20 protein-coding genes are annotated in these 17,290 nt (G+C 63.2%); 16 read left to right on the top strand and 4 right to left on the bottom strand.

Annotated elements, in window-relative coordinates:
- Positions 1 to 72: 72 nt before the first annotated feature.
- Complete coding sequence (locus tag ACHIRB_RS02780; protein WP_395125771.1) at positions 73 to 429, bottom strand: YybH family protein; 357 nt, start codon at positions 427 to 429, stop codon at positions 73 to 75.
- A 108-nt stretch (positions 430 to 537) separates the two neighbouring features.
- Here ACHIRB_RS02780 and ACHIRB_RS02775 point away from each other — a divergent pair, with 108 nt between their 5' ends.
- From ACHIRB_RS02775 to ACHIRB_RS02720, 12 genes are all read left to right on the top strand, one after another.
- Entirely contained in the window at positions 538 to 1,404 is an 867-nt protein-coding gene (locus tag ACHIRB_RS02775; protein ID WP_395125772.1) for a LysR family transcriptional regulator, read from the top strand.
- Positions 1,405 to 1,473: 69 nt separating this feature from the next.
- Positions 1,474 to 2,445 (top strand): NADPH:quinone oxidoreductase family protein, encoded by a 972-nt coding sequence (locus ACHIRB_RS02770; RefSeq protein WP_395113150.1) that lies wholly within the window; start codon positions 1,474 to 1,476, stop codon positions 2,443 to 2,445.
- Between the two features lie 71 nt (positions 2,446 to 2,516).
- Entirely contained in the window at positions 2,517 to 3,044 is a 528-nt protein-coding gene (locus ACHIRB_RS02765; protein ID WP_395113152.1) for a DUF3558 domain-containing protein, read from the top strand.
- Positions 3,041 to 3,589: a DUF3558 domain-containing protein gene (locus tag ACHIRB_RS02760; RefSeq protein WP_395125773.1), complete on the top strand. Its 549-nt coding sequence runs from the start codon at positions 3,041 to 3,043 to the stop codon at positions 3,587 to 3,589. The genes ACHIRB_RS02765 and ACHIRB_RS02760 overlap by 4 nt, the downstream gene beginning before the upstream one ends.
- Positions 3,590 to 3,901: 312 nt before the next feature.
- Positions 3,902 to 4,276 carry a 30S ribosomal protein S12 gene (gene rpsL, locus ACHIRB_RS02755; protein WP_199703438.1) on the top strand — a complete coding sequence of 125 codons (375 nt, stop codon included), beginning with the start codon at positions 3,902 to 3,904 and terminating at the stop codon, positions 4,274 to 4,276.
- A gap of 1 nt (position 4,277) precedes the next feature.
- The gene (gene rpsG / locus ACHIRB_RS02750; RefSeq protein ID WP_199703437.1) at positions 4,278 to 4,748 is read left to right on the top strand and encodes a 30S ribosomal protein S7; all 471 of its coding nucleotides are present in this window, start codon (positions 4,278 to 4,280) and stop codon (positions 4,746 to 4,748) included.
- 108 nt (positions 4,749 to 4,856) lie between these two features.
- Positions 4,857 to 6,959 carry an elongation factor G gene (gene fusA / locus ACHIRB_RS02745; protein WP_199703436.1) on the top strand — a complete coding sequence of 701 codons (2,103 nt, stop codon included), beginning with the start codon at positions 4,857 to 4,859 and terminating at the stop codon, positions 6,957 to 6,959.
- A gap of 143 nt (positions 6,960 to 7,102) precedes the next feature.
- A complete protein-coding gene (gene tuf, locus ACHIRB_RS02740; RefSeq protein WP_199703435.1) occupies positions 7,103 to 8,293 on the top strand; it encodes an elongation factor Tu in 1,191 nt (396 codons plus the stop codon).
- Positions 8,294 to 8,414: 121 nt separating this feature from the next.
- Positions 8,415 to 9,110 (top strand): SDR family NAD(P)-dependent oxidoreductase, encoded by a 696-nt coding sequence (locus ACHIRB_RS02735; RefSeq protein WP_395113155.1) that lies wholly within the window; start codon positions 8,415 to 8,417, stop codon positions 9,108 to 9,110.
- Positions 9,111 to 9,115: 5 nt separating this feature from the next.
- Positions 9,116 to 10,327 carry an NAD(P)/FAD-dependent oxidoreductase gene (locus ACHIRB_RS02730; protein WP_395125774.1) on the top strand — a complete coding sequence of 404 codons (1,212 nt, stop codon included), beginning with the start codon at positions 9,116 to 9,118 and terminating at the stop codon, positions 10,325 to 10,327.
- Positions 10,324 to 11,082 (top strand): glutamate racemase, encoded by a 759-nt coding sequence (locus ACHIRB_RS02725; protein ID WP_395113157.1) that lies wholly within the window; start codon positions 10,324 to 10,326, stop codon positions 11,080 to 11,082. The genes ACHIRB_RS02730 and ACHIRB_RS02725 overlap by 4 nt, the downstream gene beginning before the upstream one ends.
- Entirely contained in the window at positions 11,079 to 11,804 is a 726-nt protein-coding gene (locus tag ACHIRB_RS02720) for a DNA alkylation repair protein (protein ID WP_395125775.1), read from the top strand. Before ACHIRB_RS02725 ends, ACHIRB_RS02720 begins: the two co-directional genes overlap by 4 nt.
- A gap of 60 nt (positions 11,805 to 11,864) precedes the next feature.
- On the opposite strand, the gene ACHIRB_RS02715 is transcribed toward ACHIRB_RS02720, so the two are convergent.
- The 3 genes from ACHIRB_RS02715 to mftR all read right to left on the bottom strand — a co-directional run bounded on the left by ACHIRB_RS02715 (position 11,865) and on the right by mftR (position 14,357).
- Positions 11,865 to 12,923 (bottom strand): 2Fe-2S iron-sulfur cluster-binding protein, encoded by a 1,059-nt coding sequence (locus tag ACHIRB_RS02715; protein ID WP_395113159.1) that lies wholly within the window; start codon positions 12,921 to 12,923, stop codon positions 11,865 to 11,867.
- Positions 12,924 to 13,006: 83 nt separating this feature from the next.
- Positions 13,007 to 13,669, bottom strand: coding sequence for a mycofactocin system transcriptional regulator MftR2 (gene mftR2 / locus ACHIRB_RS02710; RefSeq protein WP_395113160.1), 663 nt, complete (start codon positions 13,667 to 13,669; stop codon positions 13,007 to 13,009).
- 64 nt (positions 13,670 to 13,733) lie between these two features.
- Entirely contained in the window at positions 13,734 to 14,357 is a 624-nt protein-coding gene (gene mftR / locus ACHIRB_RS02705) for a mycofactocin system transcriptional regulator (protein ID WP_395113161.1), read from the bottom strand.
- Between the two features lie 96 nt (positions 14,358 to 14,453).
- Between mftR and mftA the strand changes: the two genes are divergently transcribed.
- Genes mftA through mftD form a run of 4 tightly spaced genes read left to right on the top strand, consistent with a single transcriptional unit; the run spans position 14,454 to position 17,281 of the window.
- Entirely contained in the window at positions 14,454 to 14,549 is a 96-nt protein-coding gene (mftA, locus tag ACHIRB_RS02700; protein WP_199703427.1) for a mycofactocin precursor MftA, read from the top strand.
- Positions 14,550 to 14,580: 31 nt separating this feature from the next.
- Positions 14,581 to 14,898, top strand: coding sequence for a mycofactocin biosynthesis chaperone MftB (mftB, locus tag ACHIRB_RS02695; protein ID WP_395113162.1), 318 nt, complete (start codon positions 14,581 to 14,583; stop codon positions 14,896 to 14,898).
- Positions 14,895 to 16,106: a mycofactocin radical SAM maturase gene (gene mftC, locus ACHIRB_RS02690; RefSeq protein ID WP_395125776.1), complete on the top strand. Its 1,212-nt coding sequence runs from the start codon at positions 14,895 to 14,897 to the stop codon at positions 16,104 to 16,106. The genes mftB and mftC overlap by 4 nt, the downstream gene beginning before the upstream one ends.
- Positions 16,106 to 17,281 (top strand): pre-mycofactocin synthase MftD, encoded by a 1,176-nt coding sequence (gene mftD, locus ACHIRB_RS02685; protein ID WP_395125777.1) that lies wholly within the window; start codon positions 16,106 to 16,108, stop codon positions 17,279 to 17,281. Before mftC ends, mftD begins: the two co-directional genes overlap by 1 nt.
- Positions 17,282 to 17,290 lie beyond the last annotated feature (9 nt).

Raw genomic sequence — 17,290 nt, 5'->3', positions numbered from 1 at the left:
AAGGCCGCTCCGCGGCTCGTGAGTCCTTCCGGAGCGCCCGACCTCCGAAAAGACTCACGACCCGTATGCGGCCTACTTCGATTCCGGCCGATCGATCAAGCGCAGCCATGTCCCATCGGACTGGCGTCGCACCACTTGGACCCGTCCGCCGGTGTTGTCGGACGACGCTGTCGACGTGAGCGCCAGATCGCCTGCCAATACTGTCGGGAGCGGCGCTTCGAAGAGAAAGGTCGGCCTTGCGGCGATCAATTTTTCGCAGACGGACGCAATAGCCGCCCGCCCAACCGTTTCGCTTCCCGGCGGGAATGCCAGTACGGCATCGGGCTCGTAGAGCAGGGCCATTCCGGCAGCATCGCCTGCATTCGCGCGCTCGACGAACAAGCGGGTGAGATCTTCTGGCGTCGAGGCTGTTTCGCGGTGTTCGGACATTGTCGTGACCCACTTTCTGTGTCTCCAATTGCTGTCATCCACCATCGTGCCGACCCGAGTAACTAGAAGTCCAACAGCTAGTTCTTCTCATAGCTAGAATCACCAGTTATGGAACTGCGCCAACTCGAATACTTCGTCGCTGTCGCCGAAGAAGCGAACTTCACGAGAGCCGCCGACCGCGTGCACGTCGCGCAGCCCGGGATCAGCGCCCAGATTCGCAAGCTCGAGCGTGAGCTCGGACAGGAATTGTTCGACCGATCCGGTCGAAGTGTTCGACTGACCGATGCGGGCAAAGCGGTGATGCCTTACGTACGTAAGGCACTCGGCGCCGTTGCCGGTGCACGCACTGCGATCGAAGACCTGAGTGGACTGGTCCGCGGGCGCATCGCAGTCGGGGTAGTCGGTGCGGGGCCCACGATCACCTTCGCCAACCACCTGACTGCCTTTCATGCCGAACACCCCGGAGTCGATATCGTTCTGGCGGAGGCAGATTCGGCCACGCTGCTGGATCGCCTCCGCTCGGGCGAACTCGATTTCGTCGTCGTCGGACTTACGAACGAGCCGACTCCCGACCTCACGATCCAGATTCTGAGCGAGGACCCGATCGTTGCGGCCGTTAGTCGCGACCACCCGCTTGCCGGTCGAACGTCGATACCGCAGAGCGCAATGCGTGACCTACCTCTGATCACCCTGCCGCGCGGCAACGGTGTTCGATCGAGGATCGAAGACGTCTGTGCCAGAGCGGGTTTCGCGCCGAGGGTGGCCTTCGAGACGAGCAACATCGCGGTCCTCACGCGGCTTACCGAAGCGGGTGTCGGCATCGCGATCGTGCCAGAACAGCTGGTTGCGATCATGTCGAAAGATTTGCTCGCGTTGGCGATTCGCCCCGAGATTCGTGCGCAGATCGCACTGGCCTGGCGTACGGAAGGTGCGATCAGTCCCGCAGCGGCTGCGTTCCTGCGTCGGATTCGTTGACACCTACCGCGTCGGCTGCGGTTGGAGTGTGCCGACACGGGCAGAGTAGAGCCGCGCTAGGTTGGTCCGATGCGCGCAATTCAGGTGACCCGGCTCGATGGCCCCGATGCGGTCGAGCTCAGCGAGATCGACGAACCGAACGGTGACGGCAAGGTCATCATCGATGTGCACGCGGCAGGTGTCGCGTTCCCCGACGCGCTGCAGACGCGTGGTCTCTACCAGTACAAGCCGCCGACCCCGTTCGTCCCTGGCAGCGAGATCGCCGGCGTCGTGCGTTCGGCACCCGAAGGATCGGGGTTCGCCGCGGGAGATCGCGTCGTCGGACTGACCGCGCTCGGTGGTGGTATGGCGGAAGTTGCTGCGCTGCAACCTGATCTGGTGTTCCCTCTGCCTGACAATGTCTCGCTCGCCGCCGGCGCGGGACTGCTCTTCAACGACCTCACCGTGCACTTCGCCCTGCGTAAGCGCGGGCGGCTGAGCGACGGCGAGACCGTGCTCGTCCACGGTGCCGCCGGTGGCATTGGTACGTCCACGTTGCGAATGGCGTCGGTGTTGGGCGCCGCCCGCACGATTGCCGTGGTCAGCACCGAGGAGAAGGCCCAGATCGCGCGTGACGCAGGCGCGACCGACGTCGTCCTCACCGACGGCTGGCTCGCAGCCGTTCGCGAACTCACGCAGGGCCGCGGCGTAGATATCGTCCTCGACCCTGTCGGCGGCGACCGCTTCACCGACAGTCTGCGATCGCTCGCACCGGCAGGACGCTTGCTCGTGGTCGGCTTCACCGCGGGAGACATCCCGACCGTCAAGGTGAATCGGCTGCTGCTCAACAACGTCGACGTAGTCGGGGTCGGCTGGGGTGCTTGGTTCATGAGCCATCCGAAGTATCTCGCCGAGCAGTGGGAGCAGGTGCAGCCCCTGCTGGCGTCAGGGAAATTGGTTGCACCCGAACCGGTGACCTATCCGCTCGACCAGGCCGGTGCGGCCATCGCGTCGCTCGAAAACCGAACCGCGACGGGCAAGGTCGTCGTCACCGTTCGCTGACGGCTCCGAACACGGCGCACGGCGGTTGTGCGAATGAAACCCACCCGGCCGCGCGTCGGTAGAGTTCGGGTGTGCGAACCAAGCTGGGTGCGGCCGCGGCAGTTGCGTGTGTGGTCATGTTGTCGGGATGCGGCGGCGACAACGGTGGCGACGACGCGCCCGCAGGGAGCCCGCCGACCCGTGTGGTTTCGGAACAGGGGCCGTTCTTCGGCGAATGTGGTTCCGTTACCGACGACGAGGTCAAGGACGCTTTCAAGATGCCGGGCTTCGGCACGGTGACGCGTAACTCGGTCGGCTGCGTCTGGGAGGTCAGCGGTTCGACGGGACCGAGCGTGAGCTTCTCCTGGTACCGCGGCAGCCCGATCGGTCGCGAAGCGGCAGGCTCGGATCGATTGGCGCGCCCGCCGATGCCGGTCGAGATTCGTGGCCACAAAGGCTTCATCGGCCAGGTCCCAGGACTGCTGTGCGAACTAGGTCTGCAGTACGGCGACGACTTCTTCCACTGGTCGGTGACATTCGGACTGTTCCCACCGACGACGGACGAATGCGGAGTCGCTCGCCAGCTCGCCGAACTCACCGCATCGAGGGTGCAGGAATGAAATTCATCGGAACACCTCGTGTCCTTCGAGTGGTCGGCGCGTTGGCCGTCGCGGCCGGTCTGCTGACGGGTTGCAGCCAGACGATCGACGGCACACCGCGCGGTGAACGGCAAGCCGATGTGGGGGAGGACGGCGACTTCCGCAACCTGCTGGAGGAATGCCAGAACGTCACAGATCAGCAGATTGCCGAAACCGTCGGCGGCAATTCGATCGATCAAGCCTTCTATGGTGCGATCTGCCGGTGGGATGTCGGCGGTCCGAGCGGGCCGGCGAAGGTGACGTTCAATTGGTACGAGACGGGTTCCCTCGAGGTCGAACGTAAGACGCTGGAACAGCTGAAGTACGTCCTCACCGAGGTCAAGGTGCAGGGCCGCAGGGCAATTCAGCAGCAGCGGCCCAACGATCCCGATTCGTGTGGTGTCACCGCGGGTGCGCCCGATACCGGCATCATCGGATGGTGGGTCAACTATCAGCCAGGTAACCATCCCGATCCGTGCACAGCTGCGATCAAGTTGGCGGAGCTGACTTTGAACCTGAGTCGCTGAGTCCGGTCCTGCACAACCCCCGAAACACGTACTCTGGACACAGGTTCATCCAGCACACGTTTGGCCGCTTTGACCTTCGGGCGCGCCGACGGGTATCGTGGATCGCTGTGCCCGGAGCATGCGGGCAGGTTTGTGTGCAAAGTTTAGGCCAGCGAGAGCGGCTGACTATCTAGTCGTGCCCCGGAACTGGCCTTGCAACTGCGCGCGACACACCCGACCTCGGGACAAGAGGCAGGGTCACCAGCTCGAAGACATGAAGTTCCACCACAGCGTTAACTAATTAGCGTTAACCAGAAACAGGAAAGCCGGTCTATGCCAACCATCAACCAGCTGGTCCGCAAGGGTCGCCACGACAAGGTCGCGAAGCTCAAGACCGCGGCCCTGAAGGGCAGCCCCCAGCGGCGCGGCGTGTGCACTCGCGTGTACACAACCACTCCGAAGAAGCCGAACTCCGCGCTTCGTAAGGTCGCGCGTGTTCGCCTCACGAGCTCGGTTGAGGTCACGGCCTACATCCCCGGCGAAGGCCACAACCTGCAGGAGCACTCGATGGTGCTCGTTCGCGGCGGTCGTGTGAAGGACCTTCCGGGTGTGCGTTACAAGATCATTCGTGGCTCGCTCGACACGCAGGGCGTGAAGAGCCGCAAGCAGGCTCGCAGCAAGTACGGCGCCAAGAAGGAGAAGAGCTGATATGCCACGCAAGGGCCCCGCACCCAAGCGTCCGCTGATCAACGACCCGGTTTACGGGTCCCCGTTGGTCACGCAGCTGGTCAACAAGATCCTGCTCGACGGTAAGAAGTCGACTGCAGAGCGCATCGTGTACGGCGCGCTCGAGCAGGCCCGCGAAAAGAGTGGCACCGATCCGGTCGTCACCCTCAAGCGCGCACTCGACAACGTCAAGCCGGCCCTCGAGGTGAAGAGCCGCCGTGTCGGTGGCGCCACCTACCAGGTGCCGATCGAGGTCCGTCCGGGCCGCGCCAACACGTTGGCGCTGCGCTGGCTGGTCACGTTCTCTCGCGCTCGTCGTGAGAAGACGATGGTCGAGCGTCTTGCCAACGAGCTGCTCGACGCAAGCAACGGTTTGGGCGCTTCGGTGAAGCGTCGTGAAGACACGCACAAGATGGCCGACGCGAACAAGGCGTTCGCCCACTACCGCTGGTGACCCGAAGCTCGCTTCGGGTCGGCCGAGCCCCTCGGGCTCGGCCGCGGAGCGAAGCGAAGCCCTTCGAAAAGAACAGCCTTTAGTCCGAACTATTGCCGGAGGCAACTAGTGGCACAGGACGTGCTCACCGACCTGAACAAGGTCCGCAACATCGGCATCATGGCCCACATCGATGCGGGTAAGACCACCACAACCGAACGCATCCTCTTCTACACCGGTATCAGCTACAAGATCGGTGAAGTTCACGATGGCGCAGCCACGATGGACTGGATGGAGCAGGAGCAGGAACGCGGCATCACGATCACGTCGGCTGCCACGACTTGCTTCTGGAACGACAACCAGATCAACATCATCGACACCCCGGGTCACGTCGACTTCACGGTCGAGGTCGAGCGCTCACTGCGCGTCCTCGACGGTGCCGTTGCCGTGTTCGACGGCAAAGAAGGTGTCGAGCCGCAGTCGGAGCAGGTCTGGCGTCAGGCAGACAAGTACGACGTTCCCCGCATCTGTTTCGTCAACAAGATGGACAAGCTGGGCGCCGACTTCTACTTCACGGTGCAGACCATCAAGGAGCGCCTCGGCGCAAAGCCGTTGGTCATCCAGCTGCCGATCGGCGCAGAGGACAGCTTCGAAGGCATCGTCGACCTGGTCGAGATGAACGCGAAGGTCTGGCGCGGCGAGACCAAGCTCGGTGAAAAGTACGAGGTCGTCCCGATTCCCGACGATCTCGCCGAGCTGGCCGAGCAGTACCGCACGGAGCTGCTCGAAACCGTCGCCGAGTCCGACGAGGCGCTGCTCGAGAAGCACTTCGGTGGCGAAGAGCTGACGATCGACGAGGTCAAGGCTGCGATTCGCAAGCTGACCGTCAACTCCGAGCTCTACCCGGTGCTGTGTGGTTCGGCGTTCAAGAACAAGGGCGTTCAGCCCATGCTCGACGCCGTCATCGACTACCTGCCGTCGCCGTTGGACGTCGAGGCCACCACCGGCCACGCCCCCAACAACGAAGAAGAGGTCCTCACTCGCAAGCCCGACGCCACCGAGCCTTTCGCAGGCTTGGCGTTCAAGGTTGCGACGCACCCCTTCTTCGGCAAGCTGACCTACGTCCGCGTGTACTCCGGCAAGGTCGACTCCGGTGCCCAGGTCATCAACTCGACCAAGGGCAAGAAGGAGCGTCTGGGCAAGCTGTTCCAGATGCACTCCAACAAGGAGAACCCGGTGTCGACGGCCAGCGCCGGACACATCTACGCGGTCATCGGCCTCAAGGACACGACGACCGGCGACACGCTCAGCGATCCGCAGAACCAGATCGTTCTCGAGTCGATGACGTTCCCGGACCCGGTCATCAACGTCTCCATCGAGCCGAAGACCAAGTCCGACCAGGAGAAGTTGGGTACGGCCATCCAGAAGCTGGCCGAAGAAGACCCGACCTTCTCGGTCAAGCTCGACGAGGAGACCGGCCAGACCGTCATCGGCGGCATGGGCGAGCTCCACCTCGACATCCTCGTCGACCGCATGCGTCGCGAGTTCAAGGTCGAGGCCAACGTCGGCAAGCCGCAGGTGGCCTACCGCGAGACGATCACCAAGTTGGTCGAGAAGCACTCGTACACCCACAAGAAGCAAACGGGTGGTTCGGGTCAGTTCGCCAAGGTGATCATCAACGTCGAGCCGTTCCACGGCGAAGACGGTTCGCACTACGAGTTCGAGAACAAGGTCACCGGTGGCCGCGTTCCGAAGGAGTACATCGGATCCGTCGATGCCGGCGCACAGGACGCCATGCAGTACGGCGTACTTGCGGGCTACCCGCTGGTGGACGTCAAGGTCACCTTGACCGACGGTGCGTACCACGACGTCGACTCTTCCGAAATGGCGTTCAAGATCGCCGGCTCCGCCGCGTTCAAGGAAGCTGCTCGTAAGGCCGGTCCGGTGATCCTCGAACCGATGATGTCGGTGGAGGTCACCACGCCCGAGGCATACATGGGCGACGTGATCGGCGACCTCAACTCCCGCCGTGGCCAGATTCAGGCCATGGAGGAACGCAGCGGTGCACGTGTCGTGAAGGCACTGGTTCCGCTGTCTGAAATGTTCGGCTACATCGGAGACCTTCGGTCGAAGACTCAGGGCCGGGCGAACTACTCGATGGTGTTCGATTCCTACGCAGAGGTTCCGTCGAACGTCTCGAAGGAAATCATCGCGAAGGCAACAGGCGAATAAGCCTGGAGCCGAAGGCGACGGGTGAGTTCGCGTAAGCGAACGAGCCAATCGGGCACAACAGAGTAGTCCGATGCCTTGCACGACCGATTTATCAACCGCAATGCTGCAAACTGCAAGCACTGACAAGTCCAGGAGGACACCAAGTGGCGAAGGCGAAGTTCGAGCGGACAAAGCCGCACGTCAACATCGGGACCATCGGTCACGTTGACCACGGCAAGACGACGCTGACAGCGGCAATCACCAAGGTTCTGCACGACAAGTACCCCACTCTCAACGAGAGCTTCGCCTTCGATCAGATCGACAAGGCTCCCGAAGAGAAGGCTCGTGGTATCACGATCAACATCTCGCACGTCGAGTACCAGACGGAGAAGCGTCACTACGCTCACGTCGATGCTCCCGGTCACGCCGACTACATCAAGAACATGATCACCGGCGCGGCTCAGATGGACGGCGCGATCCTGGTTGTGGCTGCCACCGACGGCCCGATGCCCCAGACGCGTGAGCACGTGCTGCTCGCCCGTCAGGTCGGCGTTCCGTACATCCTCGTCGCGCTGAACAAGGCCGACATGGTTGACGACGACGAGATCATCGAGCTGGTCGAGATGGAGGTTCGCGAACTTCTTGCTGCGCAGGAATTCGACGAGGACGCTCCCGTCATCAAGGTCTCCGCACTCAAGGCGCTCGAGGGCGACGAGAAGTGGGCCGAGAGCATTGTCGAGCTCATGCAGGCCGTCGACGACTCGGTTCCGGACCCCGTCCGTGAGACCGAGAAGGCGTTCCTCATGCCCGTCGAGGACGTTTTCACGATCACTGGTCGCGGCACCGTCGTCACCGGCCGTATCGAGCGTGGCTCGGTCAACGTGAACGAGGAAGTCGAGATCGTCGGTATCAAGGAGAAGTCGACCAAGACGACTGTCACCGGTATCGAGATGTTCCGCAAGCTGCTCGACTCGGGCCAGGCAGGCGACAACGTCGGTCTGCTCGTTCGTGGCATCAAGCGTGAAGATGTCGAGCGTGGACAGGTTGTCGTCAAGCCGGGCACCACGACTCCGCACAAGGAGTTCGAAGGCCAGGCGTACATCCTGAACAAGGAAGAAGGCGGCCGTCACACGCCGTTCTTCAACAACTACCGTCCGCAGTTCTACTTCCGTACGACTGACGTCACGGGCGTTGTGACCCTGCCCGAGGGCACCGAGATGGTTATGCCCGGTGACAACACCGAGATGACCGTCAAGCTGATCCAGCCGGTCGCCATGGACGAGGGCCTGCGCTTCGCAATTCGTGAGGGTGGCCGTACCGTCGGTGCCGGTCGCGTCACGAAGATCATCGCGTAGTTTCACTCTCCACCAGTTCTGCCAGGCAGCGCCGGTTCCCTTCGGGGAACTGGCGCCGTTTGCTGTTCGCGACACCCGATAACGTGGTCGGTCAGACCTGGTCGTTGTGAAGGAGCGGATTGTGGGTAGAACGGCATTGGTGACCGGCGGAACCGGCGGCTTGGGCAGCGCTGTGACCGCGAAGTTGCTCGACGACGGTTGGCGGGTTGTCGTTCCATGGATCGCCGAACGCGAGATCGAACGTCTCGACAAACACCCGTCGCTGGAGCTGATCCAGGCCGATCTTTTCGACGAGGCGAGCGTCGCCGAGGTCGTCGAGTTAGCGGGTGGCCGCGAGGAAGCGCCGCTGCGCGCGGTCGCAAATCTCGTCGGTGGTTTTGCGATGGGCGGCAAGGTGCACCAGACGCCGATCGACGAGTTCGAGAAGTTGTTGCGCCTCAATCTGCGGCCGACGTACCTGACCACTCACGCCGCGGTGCCCTATCTGATCGAGGCAGGCGGCGGCTCGATCGTGGCGATCTCGACGAAAGCGGCGTTCTCGCCCTTTTCGGGAGCAGCCGGATACATCACGTCGAAGGCCGCCGTGTGGGCCTTCGTCAGCGCACTCGCCGTCGAGTATCACGACGATGGGATCCGGGTGAACGCGGTACTGCCATCGGTCATCGACACGCCGGGAAACCGCGCCAGCCAACCTGATTCGTCCCGTAAGGGTTGGGTGACCCCACAGGCCATCGCCGACGTCATCGCGTTCTTGTTCAGCGACGCCGGTGCCGCAATAACCGGTGCCCAGGTGCCGGTTCCCGGTGTGGGAACATGACGGGCGTGAGTGAGAGCGAACAGCGCGTCGTTGGGCGTGTGGTCATTGTCGGTGCCGGACTTGCAGGCTTACGCACAGCCGAGGAACTGCGTCGTTCGGGCTTCGAAGGCGACGTTGTGCTCGTCGGAAACGAAGAGCATCTGCCGTACGATCGGCCGCCGCTGTCGAAAGAAGTGATGCGCGGTGAGAAGGACGACACGACGCTCAAACCGAGAGAGTTCTTCGACGACAAAGGGATCGAGCTTCGTCTCGGTGCTCAGGCGTCCGGCGTCGACGTAGACACGAAGTCGGTTCTGTTTGCCGATGGCACCGAACTTTCCTACGACCAGCTGATCATTGCGACGGGCCTCGAGCCGCGGCGCATCGCAAGCTTCGGGGATCTCGGTGGCGTCCATGTGCTGCGGTCGCTCGACGATTCCCTCGCGCTGCGCTCCGAACTCGCACCCGGTAAGCGTGCGCTGATCGTGGGCGCGGGGTTCATCGGGTGCGAACTTGCCGCGAGCTTCCGCGCTGCGGGTGTCGAGGTGGTCCTCGTGGAACCGCAGCCGACCCCGTTGGCTGCCGTGCTCGGCGAGGAGATCGGCGGACTCGTTGCACGGCTGCACCGTGACGAGGGGGTGGACCTCCGTTGTGGGGTTGGAGTCGAGGCGCTGAAGCCGGCCGAGGGTGGCCGTGTCGGTAGCGCAGTGCTCAGCGACGGCACCGTCGTGGACGTTGATCTGGTGGTGGTCGGTGTCGGCTCGGTGCCGGTAACTGGGTGGCTCGCGGAGTCGAAGATCGCTTTGGCCGAACCTGCGGACGGTGGCGGGGTGCTCGCCGACGAGGTGGGTCGCACCGAGACCGACGGCGTTTGGGCCGTCGGCGACGTCGCTGCGTGGCGCCACAGCACCGGCAACCAGAAGCGGGTCGAGCATTGGTCCAACGCAGGCGATCAAGCGAAAGCGCTCGCGAAAGCTTTGGTCGGCGCGCAGTCGGGTCCTGCTGCGGTGCCGTACTTCTGGAGCGACCAGTACGACATCAAGATTCAGGCGCTCGGTACGCCGTCAGCGCAGGACACCGTGCATGTCGTCGAAGACGATGGGCGCAAGTTTCTCGCGTACTACTCCCGTGACGGCAAGCTGACCGGCGTCGTCGGTGGTGGCATGGCTGCGAAAGTGATGAAGGCACGTGCCAAGATCACCGCCGCCGCACCGATCGAGGAGATGCTCGGTTCGTGATCGTCGCACTGATCGACTCCGGGCTCGGGTTGCTGCCGACAGCTGCCCGACTGCGCAAGTTGCGCCCTGAACTCGATCTGCTGCTATCCATGGATCCTGCGGGCGCGCCGTGGGGTCCGAAACCCGAGTCGTGGGTTGCCGATCGTGTCGTCGCCGCGGCCGAGGCCGCCGTTGCCAATGGCGCGGAAGTCGTTGTGCTTCCATGCAATACGGCGACAGTGACGTCCGTCGATGCGGTCCGCGCGAAGCTGGGTGCCGCGATACCGGTGATCGGAACGGTCCCCGCGATCAAACCAGCGGCGGCGGTGTGCACCTCGTTCGCGGTGTGGGCGACGGCGGCAACAACTGCGAGTCGCTATCAGGCCGATCTGATCGACCGATTCGGCAACGGCGCAGAGGTTTTCGCCATCGCCTGTCACGGGTTGGCTGACTCGATCGATCGGGGCGATGTCGAAGGCGCACGGTCCGCTGTTGCTGCTGCCGCAGCGCTGACCCCTCGTCACGTGCAGGGTGTCGTACTCGGTTGCACGCACTACCCCCTTGTCATCGACGAGATCGCGGCGAGTCTCGCGCCGACGGTTCAGCTCTTCGACAGTGCGGATGCTGTTGCTGCACAAACTCTTCGACGGATCGATGCGCTCGGTCGCCCGTCGTCGGGTGGCGGAACGGTCCGCGTCCTGATCAACGGCGAGCCAGGTGAATTGCCTGCCGCCGCAGCGGCGTTCGACTACGGTCGCGAGCTGTCGCAGCCATGATCGCTGCCGACGTCGTCGCGGCGTTGGCCGCAGTGTCGGACCCGCTCGATGCGGTCCATCTGCAGCGGTTCTTCAAGACCGGTCCAGGCGAGTACGGCGAGGGTGATGTCTTCGTCGGAGTCCGCGTTCCCGCTACCCGGAAAGTGGTCAAGTCGTTCGCGGAGCTGCCCCTCGACGAGGTCGACGTTCTGCTCGACAGCGAAGTGCACGAGCATCGTCTTGCTGGTCTGCTGATCTTGAACGCGCAGTTCGCTGCGGCATCGAAACCGCGGAACTTCGACGTCGAGAAGCAGGAGCGTGTCGTCGATCGCTATCTCGGCGCGATCGGCCGGCGCCGGGTCAACAACTGGGATCTGGTCGACTCCTCGGCCGAGAACATCTTGGGCCCATGGCTTTTCGATCGTCGGCGCGATCTGTTGTTCTCGTTCGCTCGCAGCGCTGATCTGTGGGAGCGCCGGATTGCGCTCTTGACGACGTTCCATTTCATCAAGCAGGGCGACGCGTCGACGACGTTCGAACTTGCCGAGTTACTACTGCCCGACCGTGCGGACCTCATCCAGAAGGCGCTCGGCTGGATGCTCAGAGAGGTGGGCAAGAAGGTCGATGGGGCGCTGTTGCTGTCGTTTCTCGAGCAGCACGCGTCAGCGATGGGCAGGACGGCCTTGAGTTATGCCACAGAACATTTGGACCCGGAAACACGTAGGGCGCTCCGCGCCTCGTGAGTCCTTTTGGAGGGTGGGACCTCCGAAAGGACTCACGAGCGGCGTAGCCGCCTATCGGCCTTAGAACTCGATTTTGACGTAATCGGAGACTGGGTGGGATTGGCAGCCGAGGACGTAGCCGTTTTCGATGTCTTCAGGGTCGAGGATCTCGGCATTGTCCATCTCGACCTTGCCTTCCAGCACCGTGCATGCGCACGAACCGCATTCGCCCTCTTGGCACGAGTATGGAACGTCGATGCCTTTGGCCAACATGATGTCGACGAGGGTCTGCTTACGCGGCCAGTTCAGCTTGTGGACCTCGCCGTCGAGTTCCACGTCGACCGTGGCTGCGTCCGCTGCGTCCTCGTCGGAAAGCTCGACTGGTGCCGAATCTGTAAATGGGTCGCCGGCAAGGGAATTGAACACCTCGGAGCGCACGTGACTGCGCGGGACGCCCAGATCGTCGAGGGCGCGATGTACCGCGTCCATGAACAATCCGGGACCGCACATAAACGCCTGATAGGAGAGGTAGGGCGCTGCGGCAAGCGCGAGCTGCGGGACCGACGGCAGCCCGTTGAGGCTGACGAGCCAGTGGGTGACCAGCAGCCGATCCGGGTACTGGGCTGCCAGCTCGCGTAGCTCTGCGGCGAAGATGACCGACGCCTCGTCCTGGTTTGCATACAACAGCACGACCTTGCCCGTGCCTTGTGACAGAGCGGATTTCAGGATCGAGATGACCGGGGTGATGCCACTGCCCGCGGCGAGCAGCAGCAGGTCGTCGTCGAGATTCTTCGGCGTGAAGTGACCGGACGGCGGCAGCACCTCGACGGTGTCTCCGACCGCGAGGTTGTCGCAGACCCAGTTTGAGCCGTAGCCCTCCAGCGTGCGTTTGACGGTGACCTTCGGTCGGTCGTCGGTGAACGGCGAGCTGGCAAGGGAATAGCAGCGTGCAACGGATCCGGTGCGGTCGCTCGGGATCCGTAGGGTCAAGAACTGACCTGGCTTGTAGGCGAAGCGATCGCGGAGTTCGTCGGGAACAGCGAATTCGATCGAACGGGCGTCGGGCGTCTCGTCGATCACTCCGGAGACGGTCAGTAGGACCGATCGAGAGCCGTGTGGCACGTCGTCAACACTGGTCATCTCCGACGAACTCCTCTCCGCTTGGTTCTTCGAGCATGGATCAAAAAGTAGAACGTGTTCTAGTATCGATGCTACTGGGACGGCTACTGGCGAACAAGTTGCGCTTCCAGGCCGCTGATCACAGTCGCTATGCCGAATTCGTAGACATACTTTCCGTTCAGGTCCGCCATGTGTTTGGTCGCCCTTGCCAGCGACTGCGGCAGCTGGTCCGGCATGTCCGCCGGGTTCGCCTTGCCGACGCGACGACGGCCGAACAGGTAGGTGTGGATCGTTGCGTAGGCGGCAAGTACATTTCGTGCCGAGAAGCCGGCATCGAACAGGATCGCCATCACCGCATCGATGAGATCGAGTTGTTTGCGCAACATCTGCTCGAGCAGCACATCGCCGAGTCCGGGGTGCTTGCGCAGTTTCTCGTCGATTTGGTCGATGAGCTCGCGCAACCGCTCCTGCCAGCTTCCGGAGCCGATGTCGGGAACGTGAATGCCGGCAAGCGCGGCGGACGCAACCAAGTCGAGCAGGCCGCTCTTGTCGGCGACGTAGTAGTACGGGGCCATCGGAGACACGCCGAGTTCGCGGGACAGGCGTCGCATCGAAAGCTTCTCGACGCCGTCGACCCGGACGACCCGCAGTGCGGCCTCGACGATCTCGGCCTCCGACAGCGAACCCGTTCCCGAGCCCGCCGGGCGGACGGAACGGTCGGCGCCGTAACCCTCCGGGGACTCGGCTGCTGCTCGGGGTTGATTCATTGCTGGGTCGGCTCCGCTTGTCGATCTGGGCTGGTCGGACAATCCTGGCAAGTCTAGTGCCCCGCTAGTCGGCGTCCGTTCGTGTCTGCGCCACCAGGCCCGCGAGGCCGGAATCGAGGAGTCGGCAGCCGCGGGCCAGTAGGTCCGGCAGCGCGAGGGAGTCGTCGCCCAGCCACTGTTCGTACGCGGCGAGGGCGATGCCGAGCATCATCCAACCCGCCGTTCGCGGACCGTGGTCGTCGGTCTTGCTATCGGAGCTCATGGCGACGTACTCGGCGACGACGTTGCGCCAACCCTCGTACATGACGAGCGAATATGCCTGCAGCGCAGGCGCTGTGAGGATGAGTTCCATCCGCTTGCGATGCTTCTCGGCTTGATCCGGCGGGAAGGTGTTGAACTCGAGTAGTGCCATCGTGAGTCGTTCGGCGAGGGGTAGATCGGGGGAGAGTCCGGACAGGTGAGCGCGCATGTCGTCGAGGTGGACGTCGAAGTCGCCCCACGGCACCGCGTTCTTCGATGCGAAATAGCGGAAGAACGTGCGTCGCGCTATCCCTGCTGCCGCGGCGATGTCGTCGATGCTCGTTTCGTCGAAGCCGTGTGCGACGAACAGTTCGATCGCGGTCGCGCTGATCGAATCCTTGGTCGTCGATGGCCTCCGACCGACTTTTGTGGACTGATCGACTCGCACGGCGCTCCTTCGGTCTGCCAAGTTGGGTCTTCCATTTATGCACTCGATGCCATTACAGTGTGATCGACATCTCAAAACCGCTTCGAGGAGGCCGTCATGTCCGATCATCCCGCAGATGCAGTCGAGTCCGACGTTGTAGAGGAAACCCTTGTCGAAGAAGTGTCGATCGACGGCATGTGCGGCGTCTACTGAGCTCCGGCGAAACTAGTCGGGTAGTAGTCCCGTGACGAGCGTCGACCTCGACGCCCGGTGGCAGTTGCATCCACAGGTAGCCCTGCGGCCGGAACCGTTCGGCGCGTTGCTGTACCACTTCGGCACGCGCAAACTGTCGTTCCTCAAGAACAAGACGATCGTCGAGATCGTGACCAGCCTGCCGGCACATCCGGATGTGCGCTCTGCGCTCGCCGCAGCCGGTATCGACGCCGCTACGGCACCGGCATACGCGAAAGCGCTCGGCACACTTGCGGATTCGCACATGATCGTGCCGACGAGCGCTGCAGCGGACGAGTCGGCAGCAGACGAGAGAGTGGACCCGAGATGACCGCAGCCACAGCACCCGGCCGATTGGTCGACCAGTTCGAACGCGGACTGGACGCACCGATCTGTCTGACGTGGGAACTGACCTACGCCTGCAACCTCTCGTGTGTGCACTGCCTCTCCTCGTCGGGGCGGCGTGATCCACGCGAACTCAGCACCGAGCAGGCAAAAGCGGTGATCGACGAGCTCGAACGTATGCAGGTTTTCTACGTGAACATCGGGGGCGGCGAACCTACGGTCCGAGCCGACTTCTGGGAACTGGTCGACTACGCAACCGCTCACAGCGTCGGCGTGAAGTTCTCGACCAACGGCGTCAAGATCGACAAGTCCGTCGCGGCTCGCCTCGCTGCCAGCGACTACGTGGACGTGCAGATCTCCATCGACGGCGCCACCGCCGAGGTCAACGACGCGGTCCGCGGACCCGGGTCGTTCGCGATGGCCGTACGCGCCTTGGAGAACCTTGCCGAGGCGGGCTTTTCCGACGCGAAGATCTCGGTGGTCGTGACGCGGCACAACGTTTCCCAGCTCGACGAGTTCAAAGCACTCGCAGCCAAGTACGGTGCAACGCTGCGCATTACCCGACTGCGGCCGTCGGGCCGAGGGGCCGACGTTTGGGACGACCTACATCCGACCCACGAGCAGCAGCGCGAACTCTACGACTGGCTGGTCCGCAACGGTGAAGGTGTGCTGACCGGTGATTCGTTCTTCCACCTGTCGGCGTTCGGTGACGCGCTGCCGGGGCTGAACCTCTGCGGCGCAGGCAGAGTGGTGTGTCTCATCGATCCTGTCGGTGACGTCTACGCCTGTCCGTTCGCTATCCACGAACAATTTCTTGCAGGAAACGTGCTGTCCGACGGTGGTTTTCGTGAGGTCTGGCAGCACTCGACGCTGTTCGCAGAATTGCGCGAACCCACCACCGGCGGTGCCTGCAGCAAGTGCAATCACTACGACTCCTGCCGCGGGGGATGTATGGCCGCCAAGTTCTTCACCGGCCTTCCGATGGACGGACCCGACCCGGAATGTGTCGAGGGCTACGGTGAATCTGCGCTGACGGCAGCTCGTACCGTGCCGAAGTCGCATGTGGACCACTCCCGCACCGGCAATCGCCGCGCCCCGCGCGCACCGGTGCCGCTGACCCTGATGGTGACGCCACCAGCGCGTGCCTGCGACGAAAATCCCCTCTCCGGAATGCGATCGAAAGAGTCTGTGTGATGGCGCGCAATCCATGGTTCGAAACCGTCGCCGAGGCGCAGCGGCGCGCGAAGAAGCGACTTCCGAAGTCGGTCTACGGTGCGCTGATCGCTGGGTCGGAGCAGGGACTTACGCTCGACGACAACAGCGCCGCCTTCCGTGAACTCGGCTTCGCGCCACACGTCGCAGGGTTGTCGGCCAAGCGTGAGATGTCGACCACCGTTATGGGGCAACCCATTTCGATGCCGGTCATTATCTCGCCGACCGGCGTGCAGGCTGTGCATCCGGATGGTGAGGTAGCCGTGGCCCGTGCGGCGGCCGCGCGCGGAACGGCCATGGGGCTCAGCTCCTTCGCGAGCAAGCCGATCGAAGATGTGATCGCGGCCAACCCGCAGACCTTCTTTCAGATGTACTGGGCAGGCAGTCGCGACGACATCCTCGCTCGCATGGAACGTGGCCGTGCCGCCGGCGCCATGGGTTTGATCGTCACCCTCGATTGGTCGTTCTCGCACGGCCGTGATTGGGGTTCCCCGGTGATCCCCGAGAAGATGGATCTTCGTGCAATGCTGCGGTTCGCGCCGGAGGCGTTGTCGCGGCCGAGGTGGTTGACCGAATTCGCCAAGACCGGTCGCATCCCGGATCTCACGACACCGAACTTCGTCCTCCCCGGTCAGGTTCCGCCGACGTTTTTCGGCGCCTACGGGGAATGGATGCAGACCCCGCCGCCCTCGTGGGAGGACGTCGCATGGATGCGTGAGGCGTGGGGCGGTCCTTTTATGCTCAAGGGGATCATGCGCCTCGACGACGCGAAACGTGCTGTCGATGCGGGTGTTACAGCGATCTCGGTGTCCAACCACGGTGGGAACAATCTCGACGGCACCCCGGCCCCGATTCGGGCGTTGCCCGCGGTAGCCGACGCGGTCGGCGAGCAGATCGAGGTCGTACTCGACGGTGGCATCCGGCGCGGCAGCGACGTCGTCAAAGCCGTTGCCCTCGGTGCGCGCGCTGTCATGATCGGCCGGGCATACCTCTGGGGTCTGTCGGCCAACGGCCAGGCCGGTGTCGAGAACGTGCTCGACATCCTGCGCAGTGGCATCGACTCCGCGCTCCTGGGTCTCGGTCATTCCTCGATCGCCGATCTGAGTCCCGCAGATCTCGTCATCGAACCCGGGTTCGAACGGATCCTCGGCGCTTAGTTCAAGAAT

The sequence above is a fragment of the Antrihabitans spumae genome, from assembly GCF_043944905.1.
In the GTDB taxonomy this organism is placed as follows: Bacteria; Actinomycetota; Actinomycetes; order Mycobacteriales; family Mycobacteriaceae; genus Antrihabitans; species Antrihabitans spumae.
This window is presented reverse-complemented; position numbering and strand designations above follow the sequence as displayed.

What these genes read in the sequence shown, in the direction of transcription:
- ACHIRB_RS02715 (WP_395113159.1), bottom strand. Translation starts at nt 12,923, where the DNA reads ATGACCAGTGTTGACGACGTGCCACACGGCTCTCGATCGGTCCTACTG.
- mftR2 (WP_395113160.1), bottom strand. Translation starts at nt 13,669, where the DNA reads ATGAATCAACCCCGAGCAGCAGCCGAGTCCCCGGAGGGTTACGGCGCC.
- mftD (WP_395125777.1), top strand. Translation starts at nt 16,106, where the DNA reads ATGGCGCGCAATCCATGGTTCGAAACCGTCGCCGAGGCGCAGCGGCGC.
- mftC (WP_395125776.1), top strand. Translation starts at nt 14,895, where the DNA reads ATGACCGCAGCCACAGCACCCGGCCGATTGGTCGACCAGTTCGAACGC.
- ACHIRB_RS02720 (WP_395125775.1), top strand. Translation starts at nt 11,079, where the DNA reads ATGATCGCTGCCGACGTCGTCGCGGCGTTGGCCGCAGTGTCGGACCCG.
- ACHIRB_RS02760 (WP_395125773.1), top strand. Translation starts at nt 3,041, where the DNA reads ATGAAATTCATCGGAACACCTCGTGTCCTTCGAGTGGTCGGCGCGTTG.
- mftA (WP_199703427.1), top strand. Translation starts at nt 14,454, where the DNA reads ATGTCCGATCATCCCGCAGATGCAGTCGAGTCCGACGTTGTAGAGGAA.
- ACHIRB_RS02770 (WP_395113150.1), top strand. Translation starts at nt 1,474, where the DNA reads ATGCGCGCAATTCAGGTGACCCGGCTCGATGGCCCCGATGCGGTCGAG.
- rpsG (WP_199703437.1), top strand. Translation starts at nt 4,278, where the DNA reads ATGCCACGCAAGGGCCCCGCACCCAAGCGTCCGCTGATCAACGACCCG.
- ACHIRB_RS02775 (WP_395125772.1), top strand. Translation starts at nt 538, where the DNA reads ATGGAACTGCGCCAACTCGAATACTTCGTCGCTGTCGCCGAAGAAGCG.
- ACHIRB_RS02780 (WP_395125771.1), bottom strand. Translation starts at nt 429, where the DNA reads ATGTCCGAACACCGCGAAACAGCCTCGACGCCAGAAGATCTCACCCGC.
- rpsL (WP_199703438.1), top strand. Translation starts at nt 3,902, where the DNA reads ATGCCAACCATCAACCAGCTGGTCCGCAAGGGTCGCCACGACAAGGTC.